This is a genomic window from Streptomyces sp. NPDC031379, assembly GCF_055569615.1.
Window position 1 is genome coordinate 119,248 of the sequence record NZ_JBVIIT010000004.1, and the last position, 22,322, is coordinate 141,569.

The 22,322-nt window shown below is 74.0% G+C and carries 16 protein-coding genes; 10 read left to right on the forward strand and 6 right to left on the reverse strand.

Annotated features, from left to right (window positions below; all coding sequences use genetic code 11):
• Positions 1-10: 10 nt before the first annotated feature.
• From ACZ5CW_RS07350 to ACZ5CW_RS07375, 6 genes are all read left to right on the forward strand, one after another.
• On the forward strand, positions 11-1,039 hold the full coding sequence (locus ACZ5CW_RS07350) for a glutamate ABC transporter substrate-binding protein (protein WP_468599210.1): 1,029 nt from the start codon (positions 11-13) through the stop codon (positions 1,037-1,039).
• A 48-nt stretch (positions 1,040-1,087) separates the two neighbouring features.
• A complete protein-coding gene (locus ACZ5CW_RS07355) occupies positions 1,088-2,362 on the forward strand; it encodes a hypothetical protein (protein WP_468599211.1) in 1,275 nt (424 codons plus the stop codon).
• Positions 2,359-4,827, forward strand: a complete 2,469-nt coding sequence (locus tag ACZ5CW_RS07360) for a serine/threonine-protein kinase (RefSeq protein WP_468599212.1) — start codon at positions 2,359-2,361, stop codon at positions 4,825-4,827. Before ACZ5CW_RS07355 ends, ACZ5CW_RS07360 begins: the two co-directional genes overlap by 4 nt.
• A 3-nt stretch (positions 4,828-4,830) precedes the next feature.
• Complete coding sequence (locus tag ACZ5CW_RS07365; protein WP_468599214.1) at positions 4,831-6,150, forward strand: PP2C family serine/threonine-protein phosphatase; 1,320 nt, start codon at positions 4,831-4,833, stop codon at positions 6,148-6,150.
• A gap of 154 nt (positions 6,151-6,304) precedes the next feature.
• The gene (locus tag ACZ5CW_RS07370; protein WP_468599216.1) at positions 6,305-7,648 is read left to right on the forward strand and encodes a vWA domain-containing protein; all 1,344 of its coding nucleotides are present in this window, start codon (positions 6,305-6,307) and stop codon (positions 7,646-7,648) included.
• Between the two features lie 57 nt (positions 7,649-7,705).
• Complete coding sequence (locus ACZ5CW_RS07375; protein WP_468599218.1) at positions 7,706-9,349, forward strand: FHA domain-containing protein; 1,644 nt, start codon at positions 7,706-7,708, stop codon at positions 9,347-9,349.
• 28 nt (positions 9,350-9,377) lie between these two features.
• On the opposite strand, the gene ACZ5CW_RS07380 is transcribed toward ACZ5CW_RS07375, so the two are convergent.
• Positions 9,378-10,355 (reverse strand): methyltransferase domain-containing protein, encoded by a 978-nt coding sequence (locus tag ACZ5CW_RS07380; RefSeq protein ID WP_468599219.1) that lies wholly within the window; start codon positions 10,353-10,355, stop codon positions 9,378-9,380.
• A 79-nt stretch (positions 10,356-10,434) separates the two neighbouring features.
• Here ACZ5CW_RS07380 and ACZ5CW_RS07385 point away from each other — a divergent pair, with 79 nt between their 5' ends.
• The 4 genes from ACZ5CW_RS07385 (at position 10,435) to ACZ5CW_RS07400 (ending at position 18,144) form a co-directional block, all read left to right on the forward strand.
• Complete coding sequence (locus tag ACZ5CW_RS07385; RefSeq protein WP_468599221.1) at positions 10,435-10,839, forward strand: globin; 405 nt, start codon at positions 10,435-10,437, stop codon at positions 10,837-10,839.
• A 163-nt stretch (positions 10,840-11,002) separates the two neighbouring features.
• On the forward strand, positions 11,003-14,338 hold the full coding sequence (locus tag ACZ5CW_RS07390; protein WP_468599223.1) for an FtsX-like permease family protein: 3,336 nt from the start codon (positions 11,003-11,005) through the stop codon (positions 14,336-14,338).
• A gap of 13 nt (positions 14,339-14,351) precedes the next feature.
• Positions 14,352-17,063, forward strand: coding sequence for an FtsX-like permease family protein (locus ACZ5CW_RS07395; RefSeq protein WP_468599521.1), 2,712 nt, complete (start codon positions 14,352-14,354; stop codon positions 17,061-17,063).
• A 130-nt stretch (positions 17,064-17,193) separates the two neighbouring features.
• Positions 17,194-18,144 (forward strand): ABC transporter ATP-binding protein, encoded by a 951-nt coding sequence (locus ACZ5CW_RS07400; RefSeq protein ID WP_468599225.1) that lies wholly within the window; start codon positions 17,194-17,196, stop codon positions 18,142-18,144.
• 28 nt (positions 18,145-18,172) lie between these two features.
• Here ACZ5CW_RS07400 and ACZ5CW_RS07405 read toward each other — a convergent pair whose 3' ends face one another.
• The 5 genes from ACZ5CW_RS07405 to ACZ5CW_RS07425 form a co-directional block, all read right to left on the reverse strand.
• A complete protein-coding gene (locus tag ACZ5CW_RS07405; RefSeq protein WP_468599227.1) occupies positions 18,173-18,850 on the reverse strand; it encodes a DUF8185 domain-containing protein in 678 nt (225 codons plus the stop codon).
• Positions 18,847-19,263 carry an acyl-CoA thioesterase gene (locus ACZ5CW_RS07410; protein ID WP_468599228.1) on the reverse strand — a complete coding sequence of 139 codons (417 nt, stop codon included), beginning with the start codon at positions 19,261-19,263 and terminating at the stop codon, positions 18,847-18,849. Before ACZ5CW_RS07410 ends, ACZ5CW_RS07405 begins: the two co-directional genes overlap by 4 nt.
• A gap of 6 nt (positions 19,264-19,269) precedes the next feature.
• Complete coding sequence (gene ettA, locus ACZ5CW_RS07415; RefSeq protein ID WP_468599230.1) at positions 19,270-20,934, reverse strand: energy-dependent translational throttle protein EttA; 1,665 nt, start codon at positions 20,932-20,934, stop codon at positions 19,270-19,272.
• A 448-nt stretch (positions 20,935-21,382) separates the two neighbouring features.
• Positions 21,383-21,715, reverse strand: coding sequence for a hypothetical protein (locus tag ACZ5CW_RS07420; protein WP_391337085.1), 333 nt, complete (start codon positions 21,713-21,715; stop codon positions 21,383-21,385).
• Positions 21,691-22,083 carry a hypothetical protein gene (locus ACZ5CW_RS07425; protein ID WP_391337083.1) on the reverse strand — a complete coding sequence of 131 codons (393 nt, stop codon included), beginning with the start codon at positions 22,081-22,083 and terminating at the stop codon, positions 21,691-21,693. The genes ACZ5CW_RS07420 and ACZ5CW_RS07425 overlap by 25 nt, the downstream gene beginning before the upstream one ends.
• Between the last annotated feature and the right edge of the window lie 239 nt (positions 22,084-22,322).

The window sequence follows — 22,322 nt, forward strand, 5'->3', positions numbered from 1 at the left end:
GGGCAGGGCGATGTACGCGGCACGTGCACGGGCCTCCCTGCGGGGCTGGGGCGGGGTCGGCGCGATGGCGGTGCTGTGCGCGCTGGCGCTGGCGTTCGTCCTGTTGCTGCCCCGCACCCAGACGCCCGACGGAGGCAGGCCGGCCGGGCGGAAGGTGGCCACCGGCAGCCAGGCCCGCGTCGACGGCTGCAAGGACTCCGAGGCGCAGAAGCAGACCCTCGCCCCGTCCGGCGCCGACGGCCCCACGATCGAGGCGATCAAGGCCCGTACGGGCGCCAAGCGCAAGCTGATCGTCGGTGTCGACCAGAACAGCTACCACTGGGGCTACCGCAACCCGAACACCGAGGGCGCGGAGCTGGAGGGCTTCGACATCGACCTGGTGCACCGCATCGCGCAGGACATCCTCGGTGACCCCGACGCCGTGCAGTTCAAGGCGATCCCGACCAGCCAGCGCATGCCGGCGATCCAGGACGGGCGTGTGGACATGGTCGTGCGGACCATGACGATCACCTGTGACCGGCTGTCGCAAGTCGCCTTCTCCGCACCCTACTTCAAGACCGGCCAGCAGGTGCTCGCGCCCAAGTCGTCCACCGTCACCGGCTACGACGGCTCGCTCGCCCGCAAGAAGGTCTGCACGGCGGCCGGTTCGACGGCGTACACCAAGCTGGACGCCGACAGGAAGGCGGGCGAGCTGCCCGCCTCCACCGACATCTCCACCACCGTCCCCAACCAGCTCGACTGCCTGGTCCGGCTGCAACTGGGCGAGGTGGACGCGGTGGTGACCGACGGTGCGCTCGCCGCGAGCCAGGCCGCGCAGGACCCGACCGTCGAACTCAAGGGCAAGGCGTTCACGACCGAGTACTACGGCGTGGCGATGAAGAAGGACGCGACCGATCTGGTACGCCGGGTCAATCGCATTCTGGTGGACTACCGCGCGCACGGCTGGCAGGCGTCGTACGACACCTGGCTGTCGGCGACACTGGGGAAGGACTCGGCCGCGTCCGAGCCACCCGCGCCGCAGTATCTGCGCAACAGCTGAATCCCGTATTGCACGACAGGCCGACCAGACAGCAGCGAGAGGTGATCGATGGGCGTCACGGACCCCGCCGGGCCGGTGATGGACCGGGACGAGGTGGACCGTGCGCTGGCGCGGCTCGGCCAGGAGCACGAGGCGATCGAGACCTCGCTGCTGGCCCTGCAGGACCACGCGGGCCGCAGACTCCTCGAAGGCGCCGAACTGACCGGCGTCACCCGGGAACGCTGGCAGGCAACGGAGGCGCGGATCACCCTGCTGTGGGGGTACTTCGACGCCTACGCGGCCGCGCTGCGGGGCGCCCGTGAGATCCGCGCCCGGCGCCGCTGGTCCAGCCGTGAGGACCTGGCCGAGCTGACCGAGCTGCTGCGCGGCGAGTCCGTCACCGTCGCCGGGAACGGCAGGCTGAGCGAGACGTTCTCGCTGACCGCCCTGGTGGACCGGATGAACGAGCTGTACGCGACGAGCCTGGACCTGGTCGTCACCGCCGACGCCGTGTGGTCGGCGCTGCCCGCGCGGATCGATTTACTCGCCGCGGAACTCCAGCGCACCCGCAAGCTCGCCCACTCCGTCGGCGTCCGGCCGGGCGAGCACCCGGCCGGTGACGACCTGGAGCGGATCACCCGCACGCTGACCAGGCTGCGCGAGGACGTCGTCTCCGACCCGCTCGCCTTCTGGGTCCCGGCCGAGGGCAGTTCGGCGCCCGGCGGCGGCCGCCCGGACACCACGGTGTACGACCGTGAGGCGCGCGCCCTGGAGGACGTGCGGCGGGAGATCGACGCCGTGCTCACGGTCCGGCAGGACGCGGAGACGCGGCTGATCCGGCTGCGGGACGTGCTCTCGCGCGCCGACCGCACCCTCGCGGAGGCCCGTACCGCGCGCGGCGAGGTGCTGGCGAAGATCGCCGCCACCGAGGTGCCCGTCGTCAGCGGTCCGCCGACCGCGCTGCAGGAGCAGCTGGCGGCCGCGGCCGAGTACCGTCGCCAGGCGCAGTGGCACCGGCTCTCCCCGCTGCTGGAGTCCCTGGAGCAGAAGGCGGACGACGAACTGCTGCGTGCGCGCGAGTCGTTGACCGCCGTCACCGCGCCGCTCGCGGTCCGCGCCGAGCTGCGCGGCCGGCTGGACGCCTACAAGGCGAAGGTCGCCCGGCACGGTCTCGCCGAGGACCCGCTGCTCGTCGAGCGGTACGACGCGGCCCGGCGGATGCTGTGGAGCGCGCCCTGCGACCTGCGCGTGGCGGAACAGGCCGTGCTGCGCTACCAGCAGCTGGCGGCCGACCTGCTCGGCAGCGCGAGCGCGCCGGAGGACCGTAAGGGGGACCAGTCATGAGCCAGCCGGGGCAGTCCTGTCAGCGGCCGGGCTGCGAGGGAGCGTACGAGGACGTCGGCGGCGGCGAGCTGTACTGCGACACCTGCGGCCTCGCACCGGTCGTCTCCGCGACCGGGATGGTCGGCTCGCCGCCCACCGGGGTCACCAGGGGCTCGGCGGACAGCGGCAGTTCCCGCAGCTCGCGCAGTTCCCGTACGTCCTCCCAGTCGTCGAAGTCGCGCCGCTCGGTGTCCGGGCGGCTCTCCCGGTCCCTGTCGGGGAAGTCCACCGGCCGTTCGGTGTCGGTGCGCAGCTCCGGTTCGTCCTCGGGGACCTCGACGCGCGGGCGGCTGGGCGCCGGGCTGGTCAGCGTGCCGCAGGTGCCCCGGCCGGACCCGCGCGCGATGGTGCTCGACAATCCGGAGGTGCCCGAGCGGAAGCGGTTCTGCTCGCGGTCGGACTGCGGGGCGCCGGTCGGCCGGGCCCGCGGGGACCGCCCCGGGCGCACGGAGGGCTTCTGCACCAAGTGCGGGCACCCGTACTCCTTCGTGCCGAAGCTGAAGGCCGGGGACGTCGTGCACGGCCAGTACGAGGTCGCGGGCTGCCTCGCGCACGGCGGGCTCGGCTGGATCTACCTTGCCGTGGACCGGGCCGTCTCCGACCGGTGGGTGGTCCTCAAGGGCCTGCTGGACACCGGTGACCAGGACGCGATGGCCGCCGCGATCTCCGAGCGGCGCTTCCTCGCGGAGATCGAGCACGCCAACATCGTGCGGATCTACAACTTCGTCGAGCACCTCGACCAGCGCACCGGCTCCCTCGACGGCTACATCGTCATGGAGTACGTCGGCGGCAAGTCGCTGAAGGAGATCGCCAACGCCCGCCGCGGCCCGGACGGCAGGCGCGACCCGCTGCCGGTGGAGCAGGCCTGCGCCTACGGCATCGAGGCCCTGGAGGCGCTCGGCCATCTGCACAGCCGCAACCTGCTGTACTGCGACTTCAAGGTCGACAACGCCATCCAGACCGAGGACCAGCTCAAGCTGATCGACATGGGCGCGGTGCGCCGCATGGACGACGACGAGTCGGCGATCTACGGCACGGTCGGCTACCAGGCGCCGGAGGTCGCCGAGGTCGGCCCGTCGGTGGCGAGCGACCTGTACACGGTGGGCCGTACCCTCGCGGTGCTCGCCTTCGACTTCCAGGGCTACACGAACGTCTTCGTGGACTCCCTGCCCGACCCGGACACCATCGAGGTCTTCCGCCGCTACGAGTCCTTCTACCGGCTCCTCGTGCGTGCCACCGACCCCGACCCGGCCCGCCGGTTCGCCTCCGCGCAGGAGATGTCCGAGCAGCTGACCGGGGTGCTGCGCGAGGTCGTCTCGCTGCAGACCGGGCAGGCCAGGCCCGCGCTGTCGACGCTGTTCGGGCCCGAGGTGAAGGTCACCGACACGGAGCTGTTCCCGCTCCTGGACGGCGAGGTGTCCCGGCTGGGGGCCCGGACGGTGCGGACGCCCGCGGCCGGCCCCGCGCTGCCCCCGCCGGCCCTCGTCAAGGCCGTCGAGACCCCGGCCGCCGGACTCGCCCTGCCGGTCCCGCTGGTCGACCCGAACGACCCCAACGCCGGTTTCCTCGCGGGGCTCATGGCCTCCGCGCCGGCCGAGCTGATCGGCGCGCTGGCCGCCGCGCCCGCGCAGACCGTGGAGACCCGGCTCCGGCAGATCCGCGCCCGGCTGGAGAGCGGCGACCACCAGGCCGCGCTGATGTCCCTGGCCAAGCTGGACGAGGAACGGCCCGACGACTGGCGGGTGGTCTGGTACCGGGGCGTGGCCGCCCTGGTCACCGGTGACTTCGAGGGCGCCGCGCTCTCCTTCGACGCGATCTACGACGCCTTCCCCGGCGAGGCCGCGCCCAAGCTGGCGCTCGCCCTGTGCGCGGAGGTCCTGGGCCAGCTGGACAACGCCGCCGAGTACTACCGCCTGGTGTGGGCGACCGACCCGAGCTATGTGAGCGCGGCCTTCGGTCTGGCCCGGGTCCAACTCGCGGCCGGGGACCGGCGCGGGGCCGTGACGACGCTGGAGTCGGTGCCGGAGTCCTCCATCCACTACACGGCCGCCCGGGTCGCCGCCGTCCGGGCCCGGCTCAGACAGCGCACGGCGAGCGCCGGTGACGTACCGTTCCTGGACGACCTGACCGCCGCCGCCGGGCAGGTCGAGGCGCTCCAGGCGTACGGTCTCGACCCGGCTCGCCGCGAGCGGTTGTCGGCGGAAGTGCTCGGCGGCGCGCTGGACTGGATACTCTCCGGAGGCCAGGACGGCGCGCCACCGGCCGCCGGCGCACGGGTGCTGCTGGGCAGCGGTCTGGACGAGCGGGGCCTCCGCTTCGGCCTGGAGCGCGCCTACCGCACGCTGGCCCGGCTGGCGCCCGGCGGCGAGGAGAGGATCGAACTGGTGGAACGGGCCAACCGTTACCGCCCCCGGACGTGGGTGTAGTTGATGTCGCAGATGCCCCAGCAGGCCGCACTGTCGAAGTGCCCGAGCTGCGCGGAGCCCGTCGAGTCGGGTGATCTCTTCTGCGGAGCGTGCGGTTACGACCTATCGGTGGTGCCCGCTCCGCCGCAGGACCATCCGACCCTCACCATGACCGGCTCCCCGGCGCCCGGGGACGGCGTGGACTGGCCGGCTCCCGAGCCGCCCGGCTCGGCAAGCACCCCGCCCGCGGTGCATCTGCCGGCCGATCTGCCCGGCACGGACTCGGGTGGCGGGCCGCTGCGCCCGGAGGAGCCGGACGCTCCCGGCGTCCGCTTCGACCGGCCGGCGGAGCCCGACGAGTACCCGCTGCAGGCACCGGACCCGCGCGCGGCCGCCGGCACCGCCTCGGCCGTACCGGCCGCCGATCCGGCCCAGGTCTGCGTGGCCTGCCGGACGGGCCGGGTGGACAGCGACGGCTACTGCGAGAACTGCGGGCACGCCCAGCCACGCGAACGCGACCACATGGAGCGCGAGTCGGGTCCGGTCGCCGCCGTCAGCGACCGCGGCCTGCGCCACCACCGCAACGAGGACGCCTTCGCCGTCGGTCACCTCGCGCTGCCCGACGGCACGCCCGCCGCCCTCGCCGTCGTCTGCGACGGCGTCTCCTCGGCGACCCGCCCCGACGACGCCTCCATGGCCGCCTCCCAGGCGGCCGGGGAGACCCTGCTGGCCGCCCTGCCCCGGGGCACCCACCCGCAGCAGGCCATGCACGAGGCGATCGTCGCCGCCTCGCAGGCCGTCAACGCGCTCGCCGAGGAACCCGTGACGGCCCGTGAGCACGCCCCGCACCAGAACGCCCCGGCCTGCACGATCGTCGGCGCGATCGTCACCTCCGGGCTGCTGGTCGTCGGCTGGGTCGGCGACAGCCGCGTCTACTGGGTGCCCGCGGACCGCGGCGCGCCCCCGGCCCGGCTGACCGAGGACGACTCCTGGGCCGCTCAGATGGTCGCCGCCGGACTGATGAGCGAGGCCGAGGCGTACGCCGACGAGCGCGCCCACGCGATCACCGGCTGGCTCGGCGCGGACGCCTACGAACTGGAGCCGCACACCGCGTCCTTCAAGCCGGACCGGCCCGGTGTCGTGGTGGTGTGCACCGACGGCCTGTGGAACTACGCCGAGACGGCCGAGGAGATGTGCGAGGCCGTCCCCGCGGACGCGGCCGCGCGCCCGCTGCACAGCGCCCGGGTGCTGGTCGGTCATGCGCTGGACGGCGGGGGCCACGACAACGTAACAGTGGCGGTCCTGCCGTTCCCGGCGCCGCCGCAGGGGGCAGTATCGGCCTGAGGCCGTACAAAACGCCGTACACACAACGCGGTGCACAACGCCGTACACACCACACCTTGCCGGACGGGGAAAGCGCGGCGGGCCGGAGGGGACCGGTCCGTCCACACGCAACGCCTCGCGTCAGCGGGGTGCGCCAAGGGGGAGTCGATCAAGCATGGCCATCTTCGCGAAGTCGAACGTGCCGCAGTTCTCGGTGGACGTCTACCAGAACGAGTACCAGCCCGAGGGCGGCCGTGAGGTCAACGCCATCGTCACGGTGACGGCGACGGGCGGCGGCACCGTCGGCAGCGCCGTGGCCGCGCCCGTGTACGCGCCGGGGCAGCGGCCCTCCGCCGCCGTGGCGATCATGGTCGACTGCTCGGGCTCCATGGACTACCCGCCGACCAAGATGCGCAACGCCCGCGACGCCACCGCCGCCGCGATCGACACCCTGCGCGACGGCACCCACTTCGCGGTGATCGGCGGCACACACGTGGCCTCGGAGGTCTACCCGGGCGGGGGACGGCTCGCGGTCGCCGACGCCGTCACACGCGGGCAGGCCAAGCAGGCGCTGCGCCGGCTCAGCGCGGGCGGGGGCACGGCCATCGGCACCTGGCTGCGGCTGGCCGACCGGCTGCTGTCCTCGGCGGACGTCACCATCCGGCACGGCATCCTGCTGACCGACGGCCGCAACGAACACGAGTCGCCGCAGGACCTGAGGGCCGCGCTGGACGCGTGCGCGGGGCGGTTCACCTGTGACGCCCGGGGCGTGGGCACGGACTGGGAAGTGAAAGAAGTCACAGGGATCGCCTCGGCGCTGCTCGGCACCGCCGACATCGTCGCCGACCCGGCGGGCCTGGCCGCGGACTTCACGCGGATGATGGAGTCGGCGATGGGCAAGGAGGTCGCCGACGTCTCCCTGCGGGTGTGGACGCCGGTGGGCGCCACCATCAGATTCGTCAAGCAAGTCGCCCCGACCGTCGAGGACTTGACCGGCCGGCGCGCCGAGGCCGGGCCGCGCGCCGGGGACTATCCCACCGGGTCCTGGGGCGACGAGTCCCGCGACTACCACCTGTGTGTGCAGGTCCCGCCGGCCGGGCTCGGCCAGGAGATGCTCGCCGCCCGGGTCTCCCTGGTCGTCCCACAAGCGGACGGAACGGTACAGAACCTGGGTGCGCAGGGGCTCGTACGGGCCGTGTGGACCGACGACATGGTGGCCTCCACCTCGATCAATCCCCAAGTCGCCCACTACACCGGGCAGGCCGAACTGGCACAAGCCATCCAGCAAGGCCTCGATCTCCGCAAAGCGGGCGATTTCGATGGAGCAACGGCCAAACTCGGGCGCGCAGTTCAGCTCGCGAGTGCCTCGGGCAACGCCGATACTGCGAAACTGCTTGCGAAGGTGGTGGACGTGGTCGACGCCGCGACAGGTACTGTGCGGTTGAAGACGAAGGTCGCGGAGGCCGATGAGATGACTCTGGAGACCCGGTCCACAAAGACTGTTCGTGTAAAGAAGTGACCCTGGAAGCGATTCGAGCGATCCAGCCGGACCCTTAGGAGAAGGGGAAGCACCGACATGCCGACCTGCCCGAACGGACACCAGTCGGGTTCCGACGACTGGTGCGAGGTCTGCGGTCACCGCATGGCCGGTGCCGTACCTCCGCCGCCTCCGCCGCCGCCCGCCGGCGGCTACGGCTTCCCGCCGCCGCAGGGCGCCCAGCCCGGCGGCCGCCCGCCGGCGCCGGGTGCGCCCGAGGCGGAGCTGTGCCCGCAGTGCCGTACGCCCCGCGAGGGCGGCGCGCCCTTCTGCGAGGAGTGCCGGTGGAACTTCCTGACCAACACGGCCACCTCGTACACCCCGGCCGCCCCGCGCCCGCCGCAGCCCCGCTTCGAGCCGCCGAGCGCGACGTACGGCGGCGGTGACTCGTACGAGTACCAGGGTTCGCGGCCCTCGCGGGTGAACCGGCCCGCCGAGCCGATCCCGTCCTTCGGCAGCGAGCCGTCGGGCCCGACGCCGTTCGGCGGCGACCGCGGCCCGTCCGGCCCGCCGACCTCCCCGGGCCCCGAGGGCCCGTCCGGCTTCGGCGACGACCGGCGCCCGCCGGGACCGCCGCCGGGCTTCGGCGCGGGCCAGGGCCAGGGGCCCGGACAGGGACCCGGCCAGGGGCAGGGCCCCGGTCACGGACAGGGCCCCGGCGGTCAGGGCGGTTTCGGCGGCGGTCCGGGCCAGGGCCCGGGTTCCGGCGCTCCGTCCGGCTTCGGCGGCAATTCCGGTCAGGGTCCCGGCTTCGGCGGCAATCCCGGTCAGGGTCCCGGCTTCGGGGGCAATCCCGGTCAGGGTCCCGGCTTCGGCGGGGGTCCGGGGCAGGGTCCCGGTGGCCCGTCCGGGCCGCCGCCCTTCGGCCGCGAGCCGTCCGGTCCCGGTGGCCCCACTCCGCCCGGCCCGCCCCAGGGCCCCGGCGCGCCCGGCCCCTCCGGCTTCGGCGGCGACCCCTCGCGTCAGGTACCGCCGCCGCCCGGGCCGACGCCGCCCGCCGGTCCCGGCGGCGCCGCGCAGGCGTTCCAGCAGTCCGGGCCGCCCGCTCCGCCCGCGTTCCCGCAGGAGACCGGCCGGCCCCCGGCCGGCGGTCCCGCCTCCGGTGGCCCGTCCTTCGGCGGCGGTGGCGACGACTGGGTGATCTCCCCGCCGTCGTCCGCCGGCCCGTCCGGGCCCGGACAGGGCCCCGGCGGTCAGGGCGGCGGGTACGGCTACCCGCAGCCCGGCGGCACCCAGGCCCCGCCCGGCCCCGGCTTCCCGCAGGCGCCGCAGCAGCCGGCCACCTGGATCGCGACCATCGGCCCGGACCGCGACTACTTCATGGCGATGATGCAGCGCTCCGGCCCCGAGGCCACGGGCCTGAACCTGCCCGCGTACTCGCCCGAGCAGCAGCGCACGCTCTCCGGCAACCAGGTCACCATCGGCCGCCGTCGGCACTCCACCGGCGACACCCCCGACATCGACCTGTCGGTGCCGCCGGAGGACCCGGGCGTCTCGCACCAGCACGCGGTGCTGGTGCAGCAGCCGGACGGGAACTGGGCGGTCGTCGACCAGAACTCGACGAACGGCACCACGGTCAACGGCTCGGAAGAACCGATCCAGCCGTTCGTCCCGGTCCCGTTGCGGGACGGCGACCGGGTGCACGTGGGCGCCTGGACGACGATCACCATCCGCCGGGGCTGAGACACGAGCGGGGCAGCCCGCGGTCGCGTCAGCGGAGGGGCCACAGGTGCGGCCCCTCCGGGTCGTCCAGCCAGGCCCAGGCGTGCTCACCGGCGACCGTGACGCCGTACCGCCCGCGATCGGGCTCGCCCTCGCGCTCCCACAGCGCGTAGGCCTCCTCCGGCTCGAGAGTGCCGCGGACCAGGGCGAACAGGAAGCGGAACAGGTCCTGCTCGCGGGCCCGGCCCGGCAGCCCGGCCAGGGCCGCCCCCGCGGGCTCCGTCCGGCCCTCGCCGCGCAGCGGTACGAAGTAGGCGGCCCCGGGCAGGAAGTGGCCCTCGGCGTGCTCCGCGTCCCGCACGGTGAGGGCCAGCAGGCCGGTGGCCAGCGGGGTCAGGACGCGGGCGCCGGGACGGCACTGGGCGAGCCAGGCTCGCGGCACCGTGGGCAGTGCGCAGGTGGCGATGATCCGGTCGAAGGGGGCGCGTTCGGGTACCCCGCGCGCCCCGTCGCCGGTGGCGACGACCGGGTGGTACCCGGCCGCCGCCAGGTGCTGCCGGGCCGACTCGGTGATCTCCGGTTCCAGGTCGACGGTGGTGACGAGGTCGTCGTCGCCGAGCCGGTGGGCGAGCAGGGCCGCGTTGTAGCCGGTGCCGGCGCCCACCTCCAGGACCCGGTCGCCCTCCTCGACGCGCAGGGCGACCAGCATCCGCGCCATCAGGGAGGGCTGGCTGCTGGAGGAGAGCAGTTCGCCGTCGCGCAGCCGGGTGGCCAGCGGCACGTCCGCGTAGGCGCCGCGCACCCAGTGTTCGCGCACCTCGGGATCGGGGCTCTCGCGCCAGCGGCGCGCGTAGCCGCCCCGCCCGGCGACGTAGTAGTACGGCACGAACAGGTGCCGGGGCACGGTCGCGAACGTCTCCCGCCACACCGGGTCCTCGGCCCAGGCCCCGTCGTCCTCGATCTCCCGCACCAGCTCGGCCCGCGCCTCGGCGGCCAGGCGGTCGATCTCGGTGTCATAGGCGCCCATAACTCCACAGTAGGGGCGAGCCGCTGCTCCGGGTCCTAAGTCCCAAGTCCTGGGTCACCCGGTCTGAGACCATGGGGGGGTGAATGAGATTCGGCGCGGCACGCTTCAGGAGCAGACCTTCTACGAGCAGGTCGGCGGGGAGGAGACCTTCCGCCGGCTCGTCCACCGTTTCTACGAGGGAGTCGCCGAGGACCCGATCCTGAAGCCGATGTACCCGGAGGAGGACCTGGGTCCGGCCGAGGAGCGGCTGGCCCTGTTCCTGATCCAGTACTGGGGCGGCCCCACCACCTACAGCGAGAACCGCGGCCACCCCCGGCTGCGCATGCGGCACGCCCCGTTCACCGTGGACCGGGCGGCGCACGACGCCTGGCTGAAGCACATGCGGGTGGCCGTCGACGAACTCGGTCTGTCCGAGGAGCACGAGCGGACGCTGTGGAACTACCTGACGTACGCCGCCGCGTCGATGGTGAACACCCCGGACTGATCACTCCCGACTGACGGGACATCACTGAAGGTCGGATTCCGGTCACTCTTCGCCGGATTCCGATCACGATCCGGTATAGACCGGCCGACAACCGCTTACCCCGCGCCCACCTCCTCTGCCAGCATCGCCCGAAAGCCGGGAAGTCCGGACACACGGGGGCCGGGTGACGGGGTTCGTCTTCTTACGCGCACGTGCGCACCGCCTGCTGCTGAGCGCCGCGCTGCTCACGGTGGTGCTGACCACCGCGGTACTGGCCACGCTCACGGCCTACTCGGGGGCGATCGGCGACGCGGCGCTGCGCCACGTGCTGGGCGATGCCCGCAACGCGGCCGACACCGCCCTGATCGTCAAGGCGGACGTGCCGGCGCGGGAGCGGGCCGCCGCCGACACCGCCGTACGCGCGGGCGCCCGGCAGACCTTCGACGGTCTGCCGGTGACCGTACGGACCCTGCGCCGCTCGGGGCCGTACGCGCTGCCCCGCTCCCTGCGGCCGCCCGGGAACCGGTCCGACGACCCCGACCTGACGTACTTCGCCGCGCTCGACCGCACCCAGCTGCGCCTGACCGCCGGCCGGCTGCCGCGCCGTGGCGCCGGACCGGTCGAGGTGGCGCTCCCGCAGGCCGCCGCCCGGGCGCTGCGGCTGAAGGCCGGCGACCGGCTCACCCTGGCCGACCGGCTGGACGGCCCCGCGGTCCGGGTGCGCGTCACCGGCGTGTACCGGCCCGCCTCGGTGACGGCGCCGTACTGGCGGCTGGACGATCTGCTCGGCCGCGGCGCGAAGAAGTCCGGCTTCACCACCTACGGCCCGCTGCTCGCCGACCCGTCCGCGCTCACCGGCGGCCGGGTGAGCGCCGGGTCCACGGCCTGGCTGGCCTCGGCGGACTTCGCGACGGCGACGACCGCGCGGATCGGCCGGCTGCGCACCGCGGCCCGGGAAGGCGGCGCGGCCCTGCGCAGCCCCGCCGCGCTGCGCGGTACGACGGTGTCGCAGACCGCGCTGCCGGACGTCCTGGACCGGGTGGACCGTTCGCTGCTGGTCGCCCGCTCCACCCTGCTGATCGTCGCGACTCAGCTCGTGCTGCTCGCCGGGTACGCGCTGCTGCTGGTGGCCCGGCTGCTCAGCACCGAACGCACCGGCGAGACCCGGCTGATGCGCGCCCGGGGCGCCTCCCTGGCCCGGATCGCCGCTCTCGCCGCGGCCGAGGCCCTGCTCCTCGCGCTGCCCGCGGCCGTGTGCGCGCCCCTGGTCGCCGGGCCGCTCACCGCTCTGCTCGCCGGACACGGCCCGCTGGCCCGCCTCGGTCTGCACCTGGACCTGCCGCCCGCCGGCCGGCCCCTCGTCTGGCTGGTGGCGGCGGGGGCGGCCCTGGGCTGCGCGCTCGCCGTGACGGTGCCGGCGGTCACCGGAGCCGGGGCGCAGGTGCGGGACCGGGCACGGAGACGGAGAGCCGGCCTTGCGCGGGCGTGGCTGCCGCGCCCGAAGTCCCGCCGGCGGACCGCCCGCCCGGCCGCCTCCCGGGCCGTCCCCGCCCCGCTGCGCACCGGCGCCGACCTCGGCCTGCTCGCGATCGCCGGAGTGGCCTACTGGCAACTGGGCCGGCAGGGCACCGGCGGGGTGGCCGCCGACCGGTCCGGCACGCTCGGCGTCGACCCGCTGCTGGTCGCCGCGCCCGCGCTGGCGCTGCTCGCCGGAACCGTGCTCACGCTGCGGCTGCTGCCCCCCGTGGCACGCCTCGCCGAGCGGTGGGCGGCCGGCGGACGGGGACTGCCGGTGGCGCTGGCCGGCTGGCAGTTCAGCCGGCGCACCGCGCGCGGCGCGGGCCCGGTGCTGCTGCTCGTCCTCGCCGTCGCGCTCGGCATGCTCGCCATCGGACAGGCCGCCTCCTGGGACCGCTCGCAGGACGACCAGGCCGACTTCCGCGCCGGCGTCCCGGTACGGGTGATCTCCGCCGGGGAGGGCGGCCTCGGCCGCACGGACCTCTACGCGGACCTGCCGCACGTCCGCCAGGCCGCCCCGGCCGTACGCGGCTCCCAGCCGCTGTCCGGCGACCGTACGGCGACCGTGCTCGCCCTGGACACCCGGCACGCGGCGGACGCGGTGCTGATGCGCCCGGACCTGGCGGACGTGCCGGTGCGGCCGCTGCTGGCCGCACTCGCGCCCCAGGGCTCCCCGGCCGGCACCCCCGTGCCCGCGGGCACCGCCCGGCTGCGGCTGACGGCACGCCTGCACAGCTCCACCGGGCCGGGGACCGGCACGGAGGTGACGGCGACCCTGGCGGACCGGTACGGGGTGCCGTACCAGGTGCCGTTCGGGCAGCTCCCCGCCGACGGCCGCGACCACACCCTGACCCTCGGCCTCGGCGCCCCGGCCGGCGCGCTGACCCTCACCGGCCTCCGCCTGGACCTGACGCAGCCCGCCGACCGCGCCGAGCGACACCGGCTCACCCTGGACACGTTGACCGCGTACGACGGCCACGGGCAGGAACACCGGCTGGCCCTGCCGGCCAGGTGGACCACCGACGCGCGGGCGGGAGGGGCCGCCGTCCCGAGCGCGGCCACCAGCCCCACCCGCCCGGAAGTCGCCGGCACGCACCCCCTGACCTTCGCCTACAGCACCGGCTACCTCCCGGACGCGGACATCTGGACGGTCGCCTCCCTCACCGTCCGGCTCCAGGTGACCCAGCCCGCGCCGGCCGAGGTGGGGGCCGTCGTCACCGACCGCTACCTGGACTCGGCGAGCGCCCGCCCCGGGCAGCGGGTCGACCTGACCATCGGCGACCGGAGGGTGCCGGTGCGGATCGTCCGGGCGGTACGGGCGCTGCCCGCCACCGCCGACCCCGACAACACCGGTGCCCGCGACGGCGGTGCCGTCCTGCTCGACCTGCGCGCCGTGAACCAGGTGCTGCAGGCCCGGTACGGCGAGAGCGCGACGCCCACCGAGTGGTGGCTCACCACCGCACCCGGCGACACCGCCCGCGTGGCCGCCGGCGTGCGGGCGCTGCCGGACGTCGGCCCGGGCCAGGTGGTGGTGCGCGACGAGATCGCCGCCGAACTGCGCGACGACCCCTTCGGCGCGGGCCCCGAGGCCGCCTTCACGGCGGCGGCCGTGGTGGCGGCGGCGCTCGCCGCGGTCGGCTTCGCGGTCGGCGCCGCCGGAGCGCAGCGGGCCCGCGGCGCGGAGTTCGCGGTGCTGCGCGCCCTCGGCGTGCCGCGCCGCCAGCTGGCCCGGACGGTCGCCGCCGAACAGGCCGTCCTGGTGGGCCTGGCGCTCGCCGTGGGTCTCGGCCTGGGCACCGTACTGGCGCGTGCCGTGCTGCCGCTGGTCGTGCTGACCGGCGAGGCCACCCGGCCCGTGCCGGATCTGCTGGTCCGGCTGCCGCCCGGACAGGTGGCGTTGCTGCTGGCCGGCGTCGCCGCGGCCCCGCTCGCGGTCGCCGCGGCAGCGGCCGTGCGCCGCGCGGACCCGGGTCGGGCACTGCGCGAACAGGGAGGTGAGTGAGGTGGGCCGTCCGGTGCCGCCCGTGATCGCACCGTGGGTACGGACCCGGCTGCGGGCCGCGCCCGGTGCCGCCGTCGCGCTCGCGCTGCTGGTCGCGCTGACCTCGTGTCTGGCGGCCGTCTTCCCGCGCGCGGTCGACCGGTACGAGGACGCGGGCCTGCGGCGGGCGCTGCGCCAGGCCCGCCCGGAACACACCGGCGTGCGGGTGACGGCACCCCAGCCCGACCTCGGGCTGTCGGCCGCCCAGCGGGCCCGGGCGATGCGTCCGGCCGCCCTGGAACGGCAGTACAGGAAGCTGCTCGGGACGGTCCCCGGCCCGCTGACCGTCGACCGCGCCCAGTCCGCGTACGGCGTCGGCGGCACCGTACGCCCCGCGGTGCCCGACCCGTGGCTGCCCCGCCCGAGCGGGCTGCCCGCCCATGTCTCGCTGACCGCGCGGAGCGGCCTGGCCGGCCACGCGCACGTCCGCACCGGCCGGCTGCCGCACGCCCCGCACCCGGTCGACGAGACGACCCCCGAGGTGGAGGCCGCGGTGACCGCCGCCACCGCCAAGAGCCTGCACATCGAGGTGGGTTCGGTCATCCATGTGCCGGCGCCCGGCCGGCAGCCGCTCGCGGTCCGCGTCACCGGCATCCTCGTCCCGCGCGACCCCGACGGCGCCTACTGGTCCACCGACCCGCTGCTGCGCACCCCCGAGCTGGTGACCGTGCCGCCCCCGGGCCCGGACCCGGACCAGTACTGGCTCGGTGCGCTGCTGCTGCCTCCGGAGGCGGCCCCGGCACTGCTCGGCACCAGCACCGCCCCGGCCCGCTACTGGCTTCTCGCGCCCGACCTGCGCGGCCTGCACGCCCATGACCTGGACCGGCTGAAGCCGGCCGTCGCCGCCCTGGAGTCCGGGCCCGCGCTGCAACGGGCCCGCGCCCTCACCGACTACGGCGCCGACATCGACACCGACCTGGACGAGGCCCTCACTTCCTTCTCCCGGCTGCGCTCCGGCATCTCCCCGCTGGTCTCCGTGGCCGCCGCGGGGACCGCCACGGTCGCCGCCGTCGTCCTGCTCATGGCGGGCGGCCTGGCCGCCGACCGGCGCCGCGCCGAACTCGCGCTGCTGCGCGCCCGCGGCGCCTTTCTGCCCGGACTCGCCGGACGGCTGCTGGCCGAGACCGCCGTGGTCGCCGTTCCGGCGGGCGCGCTCGGCCTGGCGGCCGCCCTGGCGGCCGTCCCCCAGGGGCGCACCGGCCACGCCGTCGCCGCCGCCGCGGCCGTCACGCTCACCGCCTGCGCCGCCCTGCCGGTGCGCGCCGCCCTCGCCCACCGCACCGTCCGGATGACGGCCCCCCGCGAGGACGTGGCCACCGTACGGCCCTCCCGGCGCCGCACGGTCGTGGAACTGACCCTGCTGGTGCTGGCCGCCGGAGCGGTCGCAACCCTGCGCCGGCGCGGCACGACGGGCGATCAGCTGGTGGCCGTGGCACCGGTCCTGGTCGGGATCATCGCCGCCCTGGTGCTGCTCCGTCTGTACCCGCCGCTGCTGCGCCGGTTCGCCGGACCGGCCGGGCGGCTGCGCGGGGTGGTGGGCCACCTCTCCCTGGCCCGCGCGGGCCGCACCTCGGTCTCCGCGGTCCTGCCGCTCCTCGCTCTGCTGACCGCGCTGACCACGGCGGCCTTCGGCGGCTCGGTGCTGGCGGGGGTGGCCGACGCCCGCGACCGCGCCGCCCTCCTCACCGTCGGCGCCGACGCCCGCGCCGACTCCGACGCACCGCTCCCGGCCGACGTCCCCCGCCGGGTGCGGGCCGTGCCCGGAGTGCGCGAGGTGGCCGCGGTGAGCATCGACTACCAGGCCAAACCGGAGGACGGCCAGGACTCGATACCGCTGGCCGGCGTGGACCCGTCCGCCTACGCCGCGTTGACGCACCGCACCGGCCTCGGCGCCGTCCCCGCCGACCGGCTCGAGGGCCGCACGGGCACCCTGCCCGCCGTGGCCTCCCCGTCCGTCGCCTCCGCGTACGGCACCCGGCGTCCCTTCCTGGTCCGGCTGGCGGACGGCAGCGCGGTCACCGTGCGCATCGTGCTCGTCCGCGACCACACCCCGGCCGTCTCCGGCACCGACTTCCTCGTCGTGAACCGCGCGGGCCTCGCCGACCCGGCGAACCGTCCGACGGCCCTGCTGGTGACCGGCGAACACCTGGACGCGGGCGCGCTGCGGCACGCCGTCGGCGGCTCGGCCGCGGTCCATGTCCGTGCCGACGAGCGCGCCCGCTACGCCGACTCGCCCCTGCAGTCGGGCGCCGTGCACGTCTACACGGCGGCCGTGACCGCGGGCGCCGGCTTCGCCGTCCTCGCACTGCTGCTGGCCCTGCTGCGGGCCGCCCCCGAGCGGGCCGCGCTCCTCGCCCGGCTGCGCACCATGGGCCTCACCCGCGCCCAGGGCCGCCGCCTGCTCGTCCTGGAGTCCCTGCCGCAGGCCCTGCTCGCCGCGGCCGGCGGCACCCTGACCGGCTGGTCCGCCGTCCTCCTCCTCTCCCCCGGCATCGACCTGGCGACCATCGCCCTGCCGTCCTCCCCGACCCCTCTCGCCGACGCCGGCCTGCACCCCGACACGTGGTCGCTGACGGTCCCGGCGGTCCTGGTCGTGGTGGTGTCGGTGGCCGTGGCGACGCTCCAGGCGTGGTGGACGGGAAGACGGGGGTCGGTCGCGGAACTGAGGGCGGGCGATGCGCGGTGACTCCCCCTGCCCCGAGCGGCACGGGTGGGCGCGGCGGCACCCCGCAAGCGCCGCCGAGCGACCCGACCCCCGCCCGGCAACCGCACCCGGCACCCGGCACCCGGCACCCGGCACCCACGCAGGAGACGCCATGACGAGCGACCCCACCCTCACCGACCTGGCCAGGCGCGTCACGGACGCCAAGGACCGCCCCGCCTACGGCCACGACGCCCTGATCACCTGCGACCGCCTCGTCCGCGTCTTCACCACGGACGGCGTCGAGGTCCAAGCCCTCCAGGGCCTCGACCTCCTCGTCCGCGAGGGCGAGTTGATGGCCCTCGTCGGCGCGTCCGGCAGCGGCAAGTCCACCCTGATGAACATCCTCGCCGGCCTGGACACCCCCACCGCGGGCGCGGCCCGCGTCGCCGGCCGCGACCTGCTCACCATGACCGCCGGGGACCGCCTGGCCTACCGCCGCGAAGTCGTCGGCTTCGTCTGGCAGCAGACCTCCCGCAACCTGCTCCCCTACCTCACCGCGGCCCAGAACACCGCCCTGCCCCTCCAGCTCTCCCGCACCCGCAAGGGCCGGCGCGCCCGCACCGAACGCGCCCTCGAACTCCTGGAGCTGCTACAGGTGGCCGACTGCCGTGACCGGCGTCCGCGGGAGATGTCCGGAGGTCAGCAGCAGCGCGTGGCGATCGCCGTGGCCCTCGCGAACGACCCCGCGGTCCTGCTCGCCGACGAACCCACCGGCGAACTCGACTCCCAGACGGCCGCGCAGATCTTCGACGCCTTCCGCACGGCCAACGAGACCCTCGGCACCACGATCGTCATCGTCACCCACGACCAGGCGGTCGCGAGCGAGGTCCGCCGCACGGTCGCCATCCGCGACGGCCGCACCTCCACGGAGGTACTGCGCCGCAGCGAGATCGACGCCGCGACCGGCCACGAGAGGGTCGTCGCCCGCGAGTACGCCATGCTCGACCGCGCGGGCCGCCTGCAACTGCCCGCCGACTACCTCCGCGCCCTCGACATGCGCGAACGCGTGGCCCTGGAACTGGAGTCCGACCACATCGGCGTATGGCCGGACGACACGGAGTGAGGCACCCGGGCGAGGCGACCGCGGCCGCTCAGCGCACGCTGACCCCGAGGGACCCGAGCCCGGCCCGGCGGACGGCGATGGACCCGTACGGCGTACGCAGCCTGAGCCACGCCCCGGAGGAGAACAGACCCGTGTCGGCGGGCCCGGTCCCCGGCCGCAGGAAGCCCAGGGACTGCGCCGCGTGCACGGCGCGCACCGGGAGCCGGGTCCCCCCTATCTCCCGGGACCAGATGTCCCGCCCGATCCGGTCCAGCTCCGCACGGGTACGCCCCTCGGGCGCCAACTCCTCCGTACGGGAGCGGAATTCGGTGACCGCCGCGGCGACGGTCGCCCGCAGCGCGTCCGGGGCAGGCAGCCCCGGCTCCGGCTGCCAGCCGCCGCGCGGCGGCAGCACGCCCGCCCACGGCGGCCCGGTGACCGCGCCCGGAACGGCGGCGACGGCCGCCCGCTCGTCCACCGACTCCAGGAACTCACCGGCGGAGACCGTCACGTCGAGGGTGACGTCGAGCCCGTTCTCGTACGGCTTCGCCAGCCGCACCGCACGGACCGCGAGCACCTCGAAGGACGGCGGCCGCCCGAAGACGGCGAGTGCCGTGCCGGCGGCCTGCAGGCGTACCGCGGCTCCACGGTCGTAGTGGAGCAGCCGGGAGAGGAAGGCGGCGAGGTCCGCCGCCTCCGTCTCGTCGGCGAGGTGCAGCACCGTCATGCGGCGACGGCCTTCTCGTCGGCGGCCTCGTCCCGGTACTCCTGGAGGAACTCGCGCTCCTCGGCGGTGATCCGGCGGGGCCGCTGGGCCTCGAAGTCGAACGGCACGATGACGGTGGAGGCCCGCACGTACACGAGATCGGCGTCCTTCACCTCGTAGGCGATGGTGAAGGACGCGGCCCGGATCTCGGTGACCCACAGCTCGATGTCCACCGGGTGGTGCCGGTGCACGAGCTGTTGTTTGTAGTCGATCTCGTGGCGCGCCACCACGGACCCCTGCTTGAACTCCTTGTCCGGGCGGAACAGGAAGTCGATACGGGCTTCCTCCAGGTAGCGGAGGAACACCACGTTGTTGACGTGGCCGTACGCGTCCATGTCCGCCCAGCGCAGCGGGCAGCGGTAGATGTGGCGCAAGATCGATCAGCCCCGGGTCAGCTTCTTGTAGGTGGCGCGGTGCGGACGCGCGGCGTCCGGGCCGAGCCGCTCGACCTTGTTCTTCTCGTACGACTCGAAGTTGCCCTCGAACCAGAACCACCTCGACTCACCCTCGTAGGCGAGGATGTGGGTGGCGACCCGGTCGAGGAACCACCGGTCGTGGGAGACGACCACGGCGCAGCCGGGGAACTCCAGCAGCGCGTTCTCCAGGCTGCCGAGGGTCTCGACGTCGAGGTCGTTGGTGGGCTCGTCGAGGAGCAGCAGGTTGCCGCCCTGCTTCAGGGTCAGCGCCAGGTTGAGGCGGTTGCGCTCACCACCGGAGAGGACACCGGCCGGCTTCTGCTGGTCCGGCCCCTTGAACCCGAAGGCGGACACATACGCGCGGGACGGCATCTCGACCTGTCCGACGTTGATGTAGTCGAGGCCGTCGGACACGACCTCCCACAGCGTCTTCTTCGGGTCGAGGTTCGCGCGGCTCTGGTCGACGTAGGAGATCTTGACGGTCTCGCCGACCTTGATGTCGCCGGAGTCCGGGGTCTCCAGGCCCTGGATCATCTTGAACAGCGTGGTCTTGCCGGCGCCGTTCGGGCCGATGACGCCGACGATGCCGTTGCGCGGGAGGGTGAAGCTCAGGCCGTCGACGAGGACCTTCTCACCGAAGGCCTTGTTCAGCTTGTCGACCTCGACGACGACGTTGCCCAGGCGCGGGCCCGGCGGGATCTGGATCTCCTCGAAGTCCAGCTTCCGCATCTTGTCGGCCTCGGCGGCCATCTCCTCGTACCGGGCGAGACGGGCCTTGGACTTGGCCTGGCGCCCCTTGGCGTTGGAGCGGACCCACTCCAGCTCTTCCTTGAGCCGCTTCTGCCGCTTGGCGTCCTTCTGGCCCTCGACCTTCAGACGGGTCGCCTTGGTCTCCAGGTACTTCGAGTAGTTGCCCTCGTAGCCGTGCAGGCGGCCGCGGTCGACCTCGCAGATCCAGCCGGCGACGTTGTCGAGGAAGTACCGGTCGTGGGTGACGGCCACGACGGTGCCCGGGTACTTGGCGAGGTGCTGCTCCAGCCAGTTCACGGACTCGGCGTCGAGGTGGTTGGTGGGCTCGTCGAGGAGCAGCAGGTCGGGCTGCTCGAGCAGCAGCTTGCAGAGCGCGACGCGGCGCTTCTCACCACCGGAGAGGTTGGTGACGGGCCAGTCGCCGGGCGGGCACCCGAGCGCGTCCATGGCCTGCTCGAGCTGGGCGTCGAGGTCCCACGCGTTGGCGTGGTCCAGCTCCTCCTGGAGCTTGCCCATCTCGTCGAGCAGCGCGTCCGAGTAGTCGGTCGCCATCAGTTCGGCGATCTCGTTGAACCGGTCGAGCTTGCCCTTGATCTCGGCGACACCGTCCTGGACGTTCTCCAGAACGGTCTTCTCCTCGTTCAGCGGCGGCTCCTGGAGCAGGATGCCCACGCTGTAGCCCGGCGACAGGAACGCGTCACCGTTGGACGGCTGCTCGAGACCGGCCATGATCTTCAGCACGGTCGACTTACCGGCACCGTTCGGGCCGACGACACCGATCTTCGCTCCCGGCAGGAAGCTCAGGGTGACGTCGTCGAGGATCACCTTGTCGCCGTGCGCTTTGCGCGCCTTGCGCATGGTGTAAATGAACTCAGCCAAGAGAAACCGTCCGGCAGCTTGAAATCTGGCAGTGGGCAGATACACCCCATCTTGCCTGACGTCCAGCCTTGGGTGTTAACCCGTATGGTCGGGGGGCTGTGACCTGGGGTTTCACTGCTGGCCACTGTGACTCGTCTGTCACTGCCGGTCGCCGTTGAGTGCCCTCGGGGGACCTCGGACGGCCCAGGGACGGCCCGAAGTGGGGCACCGCTCGCGGGCTGGACGGGCACGCCTGGGGCACGGCTCCCCCCCTTTACGAGCAGCCCCGGCGGGCAACAGGTTCACCGTCGGCTGTCGGCTAGCGCTTGTCCCGGCGATGAGGAATCGGGTGGGGGCCACACCACTTCTCTGTCTCCGCCTTCAACGTTCTGGATGGAAGCGACGAGCGGCCCCCGGAGGATGTCTTCCGGGGGCCGCTCGTGTTCCTGGTGCGCGCCCTGGTCGCCGTTCAGTAGCTGGTCAGGTCTACGACCACATCGCACAGGGGATCGTCGGTCGGCTTCTGGTCATGCTCGTTTTCGAGGTAGCCGAATGTGATTCCGGCGAGCAGGCCGGGGCCGGTATGGCTGATGATCACGTCGGCTCCGTAGGTGAGGCTTCCGTCAGGTGCTGTGAGGTACAGCCGCATGCGGTCGCTACCGGTGATCACCAGCCCCTTGAAGGCGGGGAGGTCCGGCGTGTGATCGACGACCAGGGCGCGGACAATCCCGGGCAGACGCTCGAAGACCCCCTGGTGGTGGTCCTGGCCTGGAGCTGTCACAGCTTCGCCCAGGCCGGGCACTTGTTCCCCGGCTGGTTCTTGCAGAACGCGTTGATGACGCCGATGGTCTGCCCCCTGCCGGCGTCGTATTGCTGGTCTTTGGTCTTGCGTGAGTACTGAACGATGACCACGATCTTCACCATCCGAGGCCGGGGTACGCCGGTCTCGAACTCTACCCCGCCGTACACAAGGCGGCCGTGATGGTCGTCGCTCTCGGGGTGCTCGTTGACGACGGCCGCGATCGTTCCGCACTTCTTGATGTTGTGGCGGCCGGTGAAGTGCTGCCAGCCGAACTCGGAGTTCCCGTACCGGGTGACGATGTTCCGACCCGTGGGGTCCTTGGCCTGGCACTTGATGCGCTTGTCCCAGGGGTGCGGCTGTGCTGGCATGGGGGCCGCAGAGGCGACAGACCCCGCCGACACGGAGGCCACGGCTATGAGCGCTGCTGCACCTAATGCGATCTTCTTCATGCACTGATCACATCATTGGCTCTCTCGTGAGAACACGACTAGATCCGGACGGTTACTGCTGGGATGCCAGGTGGGTAACGACCCTTGCTCGTAGCGCTCTTACGGGTTGATCGTCTACACCGGAGACGCGGACGTGGACGTACTCGTGAAAGCGCTGC

Excerpts from the sequence above, each read along its gene's own strand:
- ACZ5CW_RS07370 (WP_468599216.1), top strand. The coding sequence starts at position 6,305 with ATGGCCATCTTCGCGAAGTCGAACGTGCCGCAGTTCTCGGTGGACGTC.
- ACZ5CW_RS07350 (WP_468599210.1), top strand. The coding sequence starts at position 11 with ATGTACGCGGCACGTGCACGGGCCTCCCTGCGGGGCTGGGGCGGGGTC.
- ACZ5CW_RS07360 (WP_468599212.1), top strand. The coding sequence starts at position 2,359 with ATGAGCCAGCCGGGGCAGTCCTGTCAGCGGCCGGGCTGCGAGGGAGCG.
- ACZ5CW_RS07380 (WP_468599219.1), bottom strand. The coding sequence starts at position 10,355 with ATGGGCGCCTATGACACCGAGATCGACCGCCTGGCCGCCGAGGCGCGG.
- ACZ5CW_RS07355 (WP_468599211.1), top strand. The coding sequence starts at position 1,088 with ATGGGCGTCACGGACCCCGCCGGGCCGGTGATGGACCGGGACGAGGTG.
- ACZ5CW_RS07400 (WP_468599225.1), top strand. The coding sequence starts at position 17,194 with ATGACGAGCGACCCCACCCTCACCGACCTGGCCAGGCGCGTCACGGAC.
- ACZ5CW_RS07405 (WP_468599227.1), bottom strand. The coding sequence starts at position 18,850 with ATGACGGTGCTGCACCTCGCCGACGAGACGGAGGCGGCGGACCTCGCC.
- ACZ5CW_RS07375 (WP_468599218.1), top strand. The coding sequence starts at position 7,706 with ATGCCGACCTGCCCGAACGGACACCAGTCGGGTTCCGACGACTGGTGC.
- ACZ5CW_RS07365 (WP_468599214.1), top strand. The coding sequence starts at position 4,831 with ATGTCGCAGATGCCCCAGCAGGCCGCACTGTCGAAGTGCCCGAGCTGC.
- ACZ5CW_RS07425 (WP_391337083.1), bottom strand. The coding sequence starts at position 22,083 with ATGCCAGCACAGCCGCACCCCTGGGACAAGCGCATCAAGTGCCAGGCC.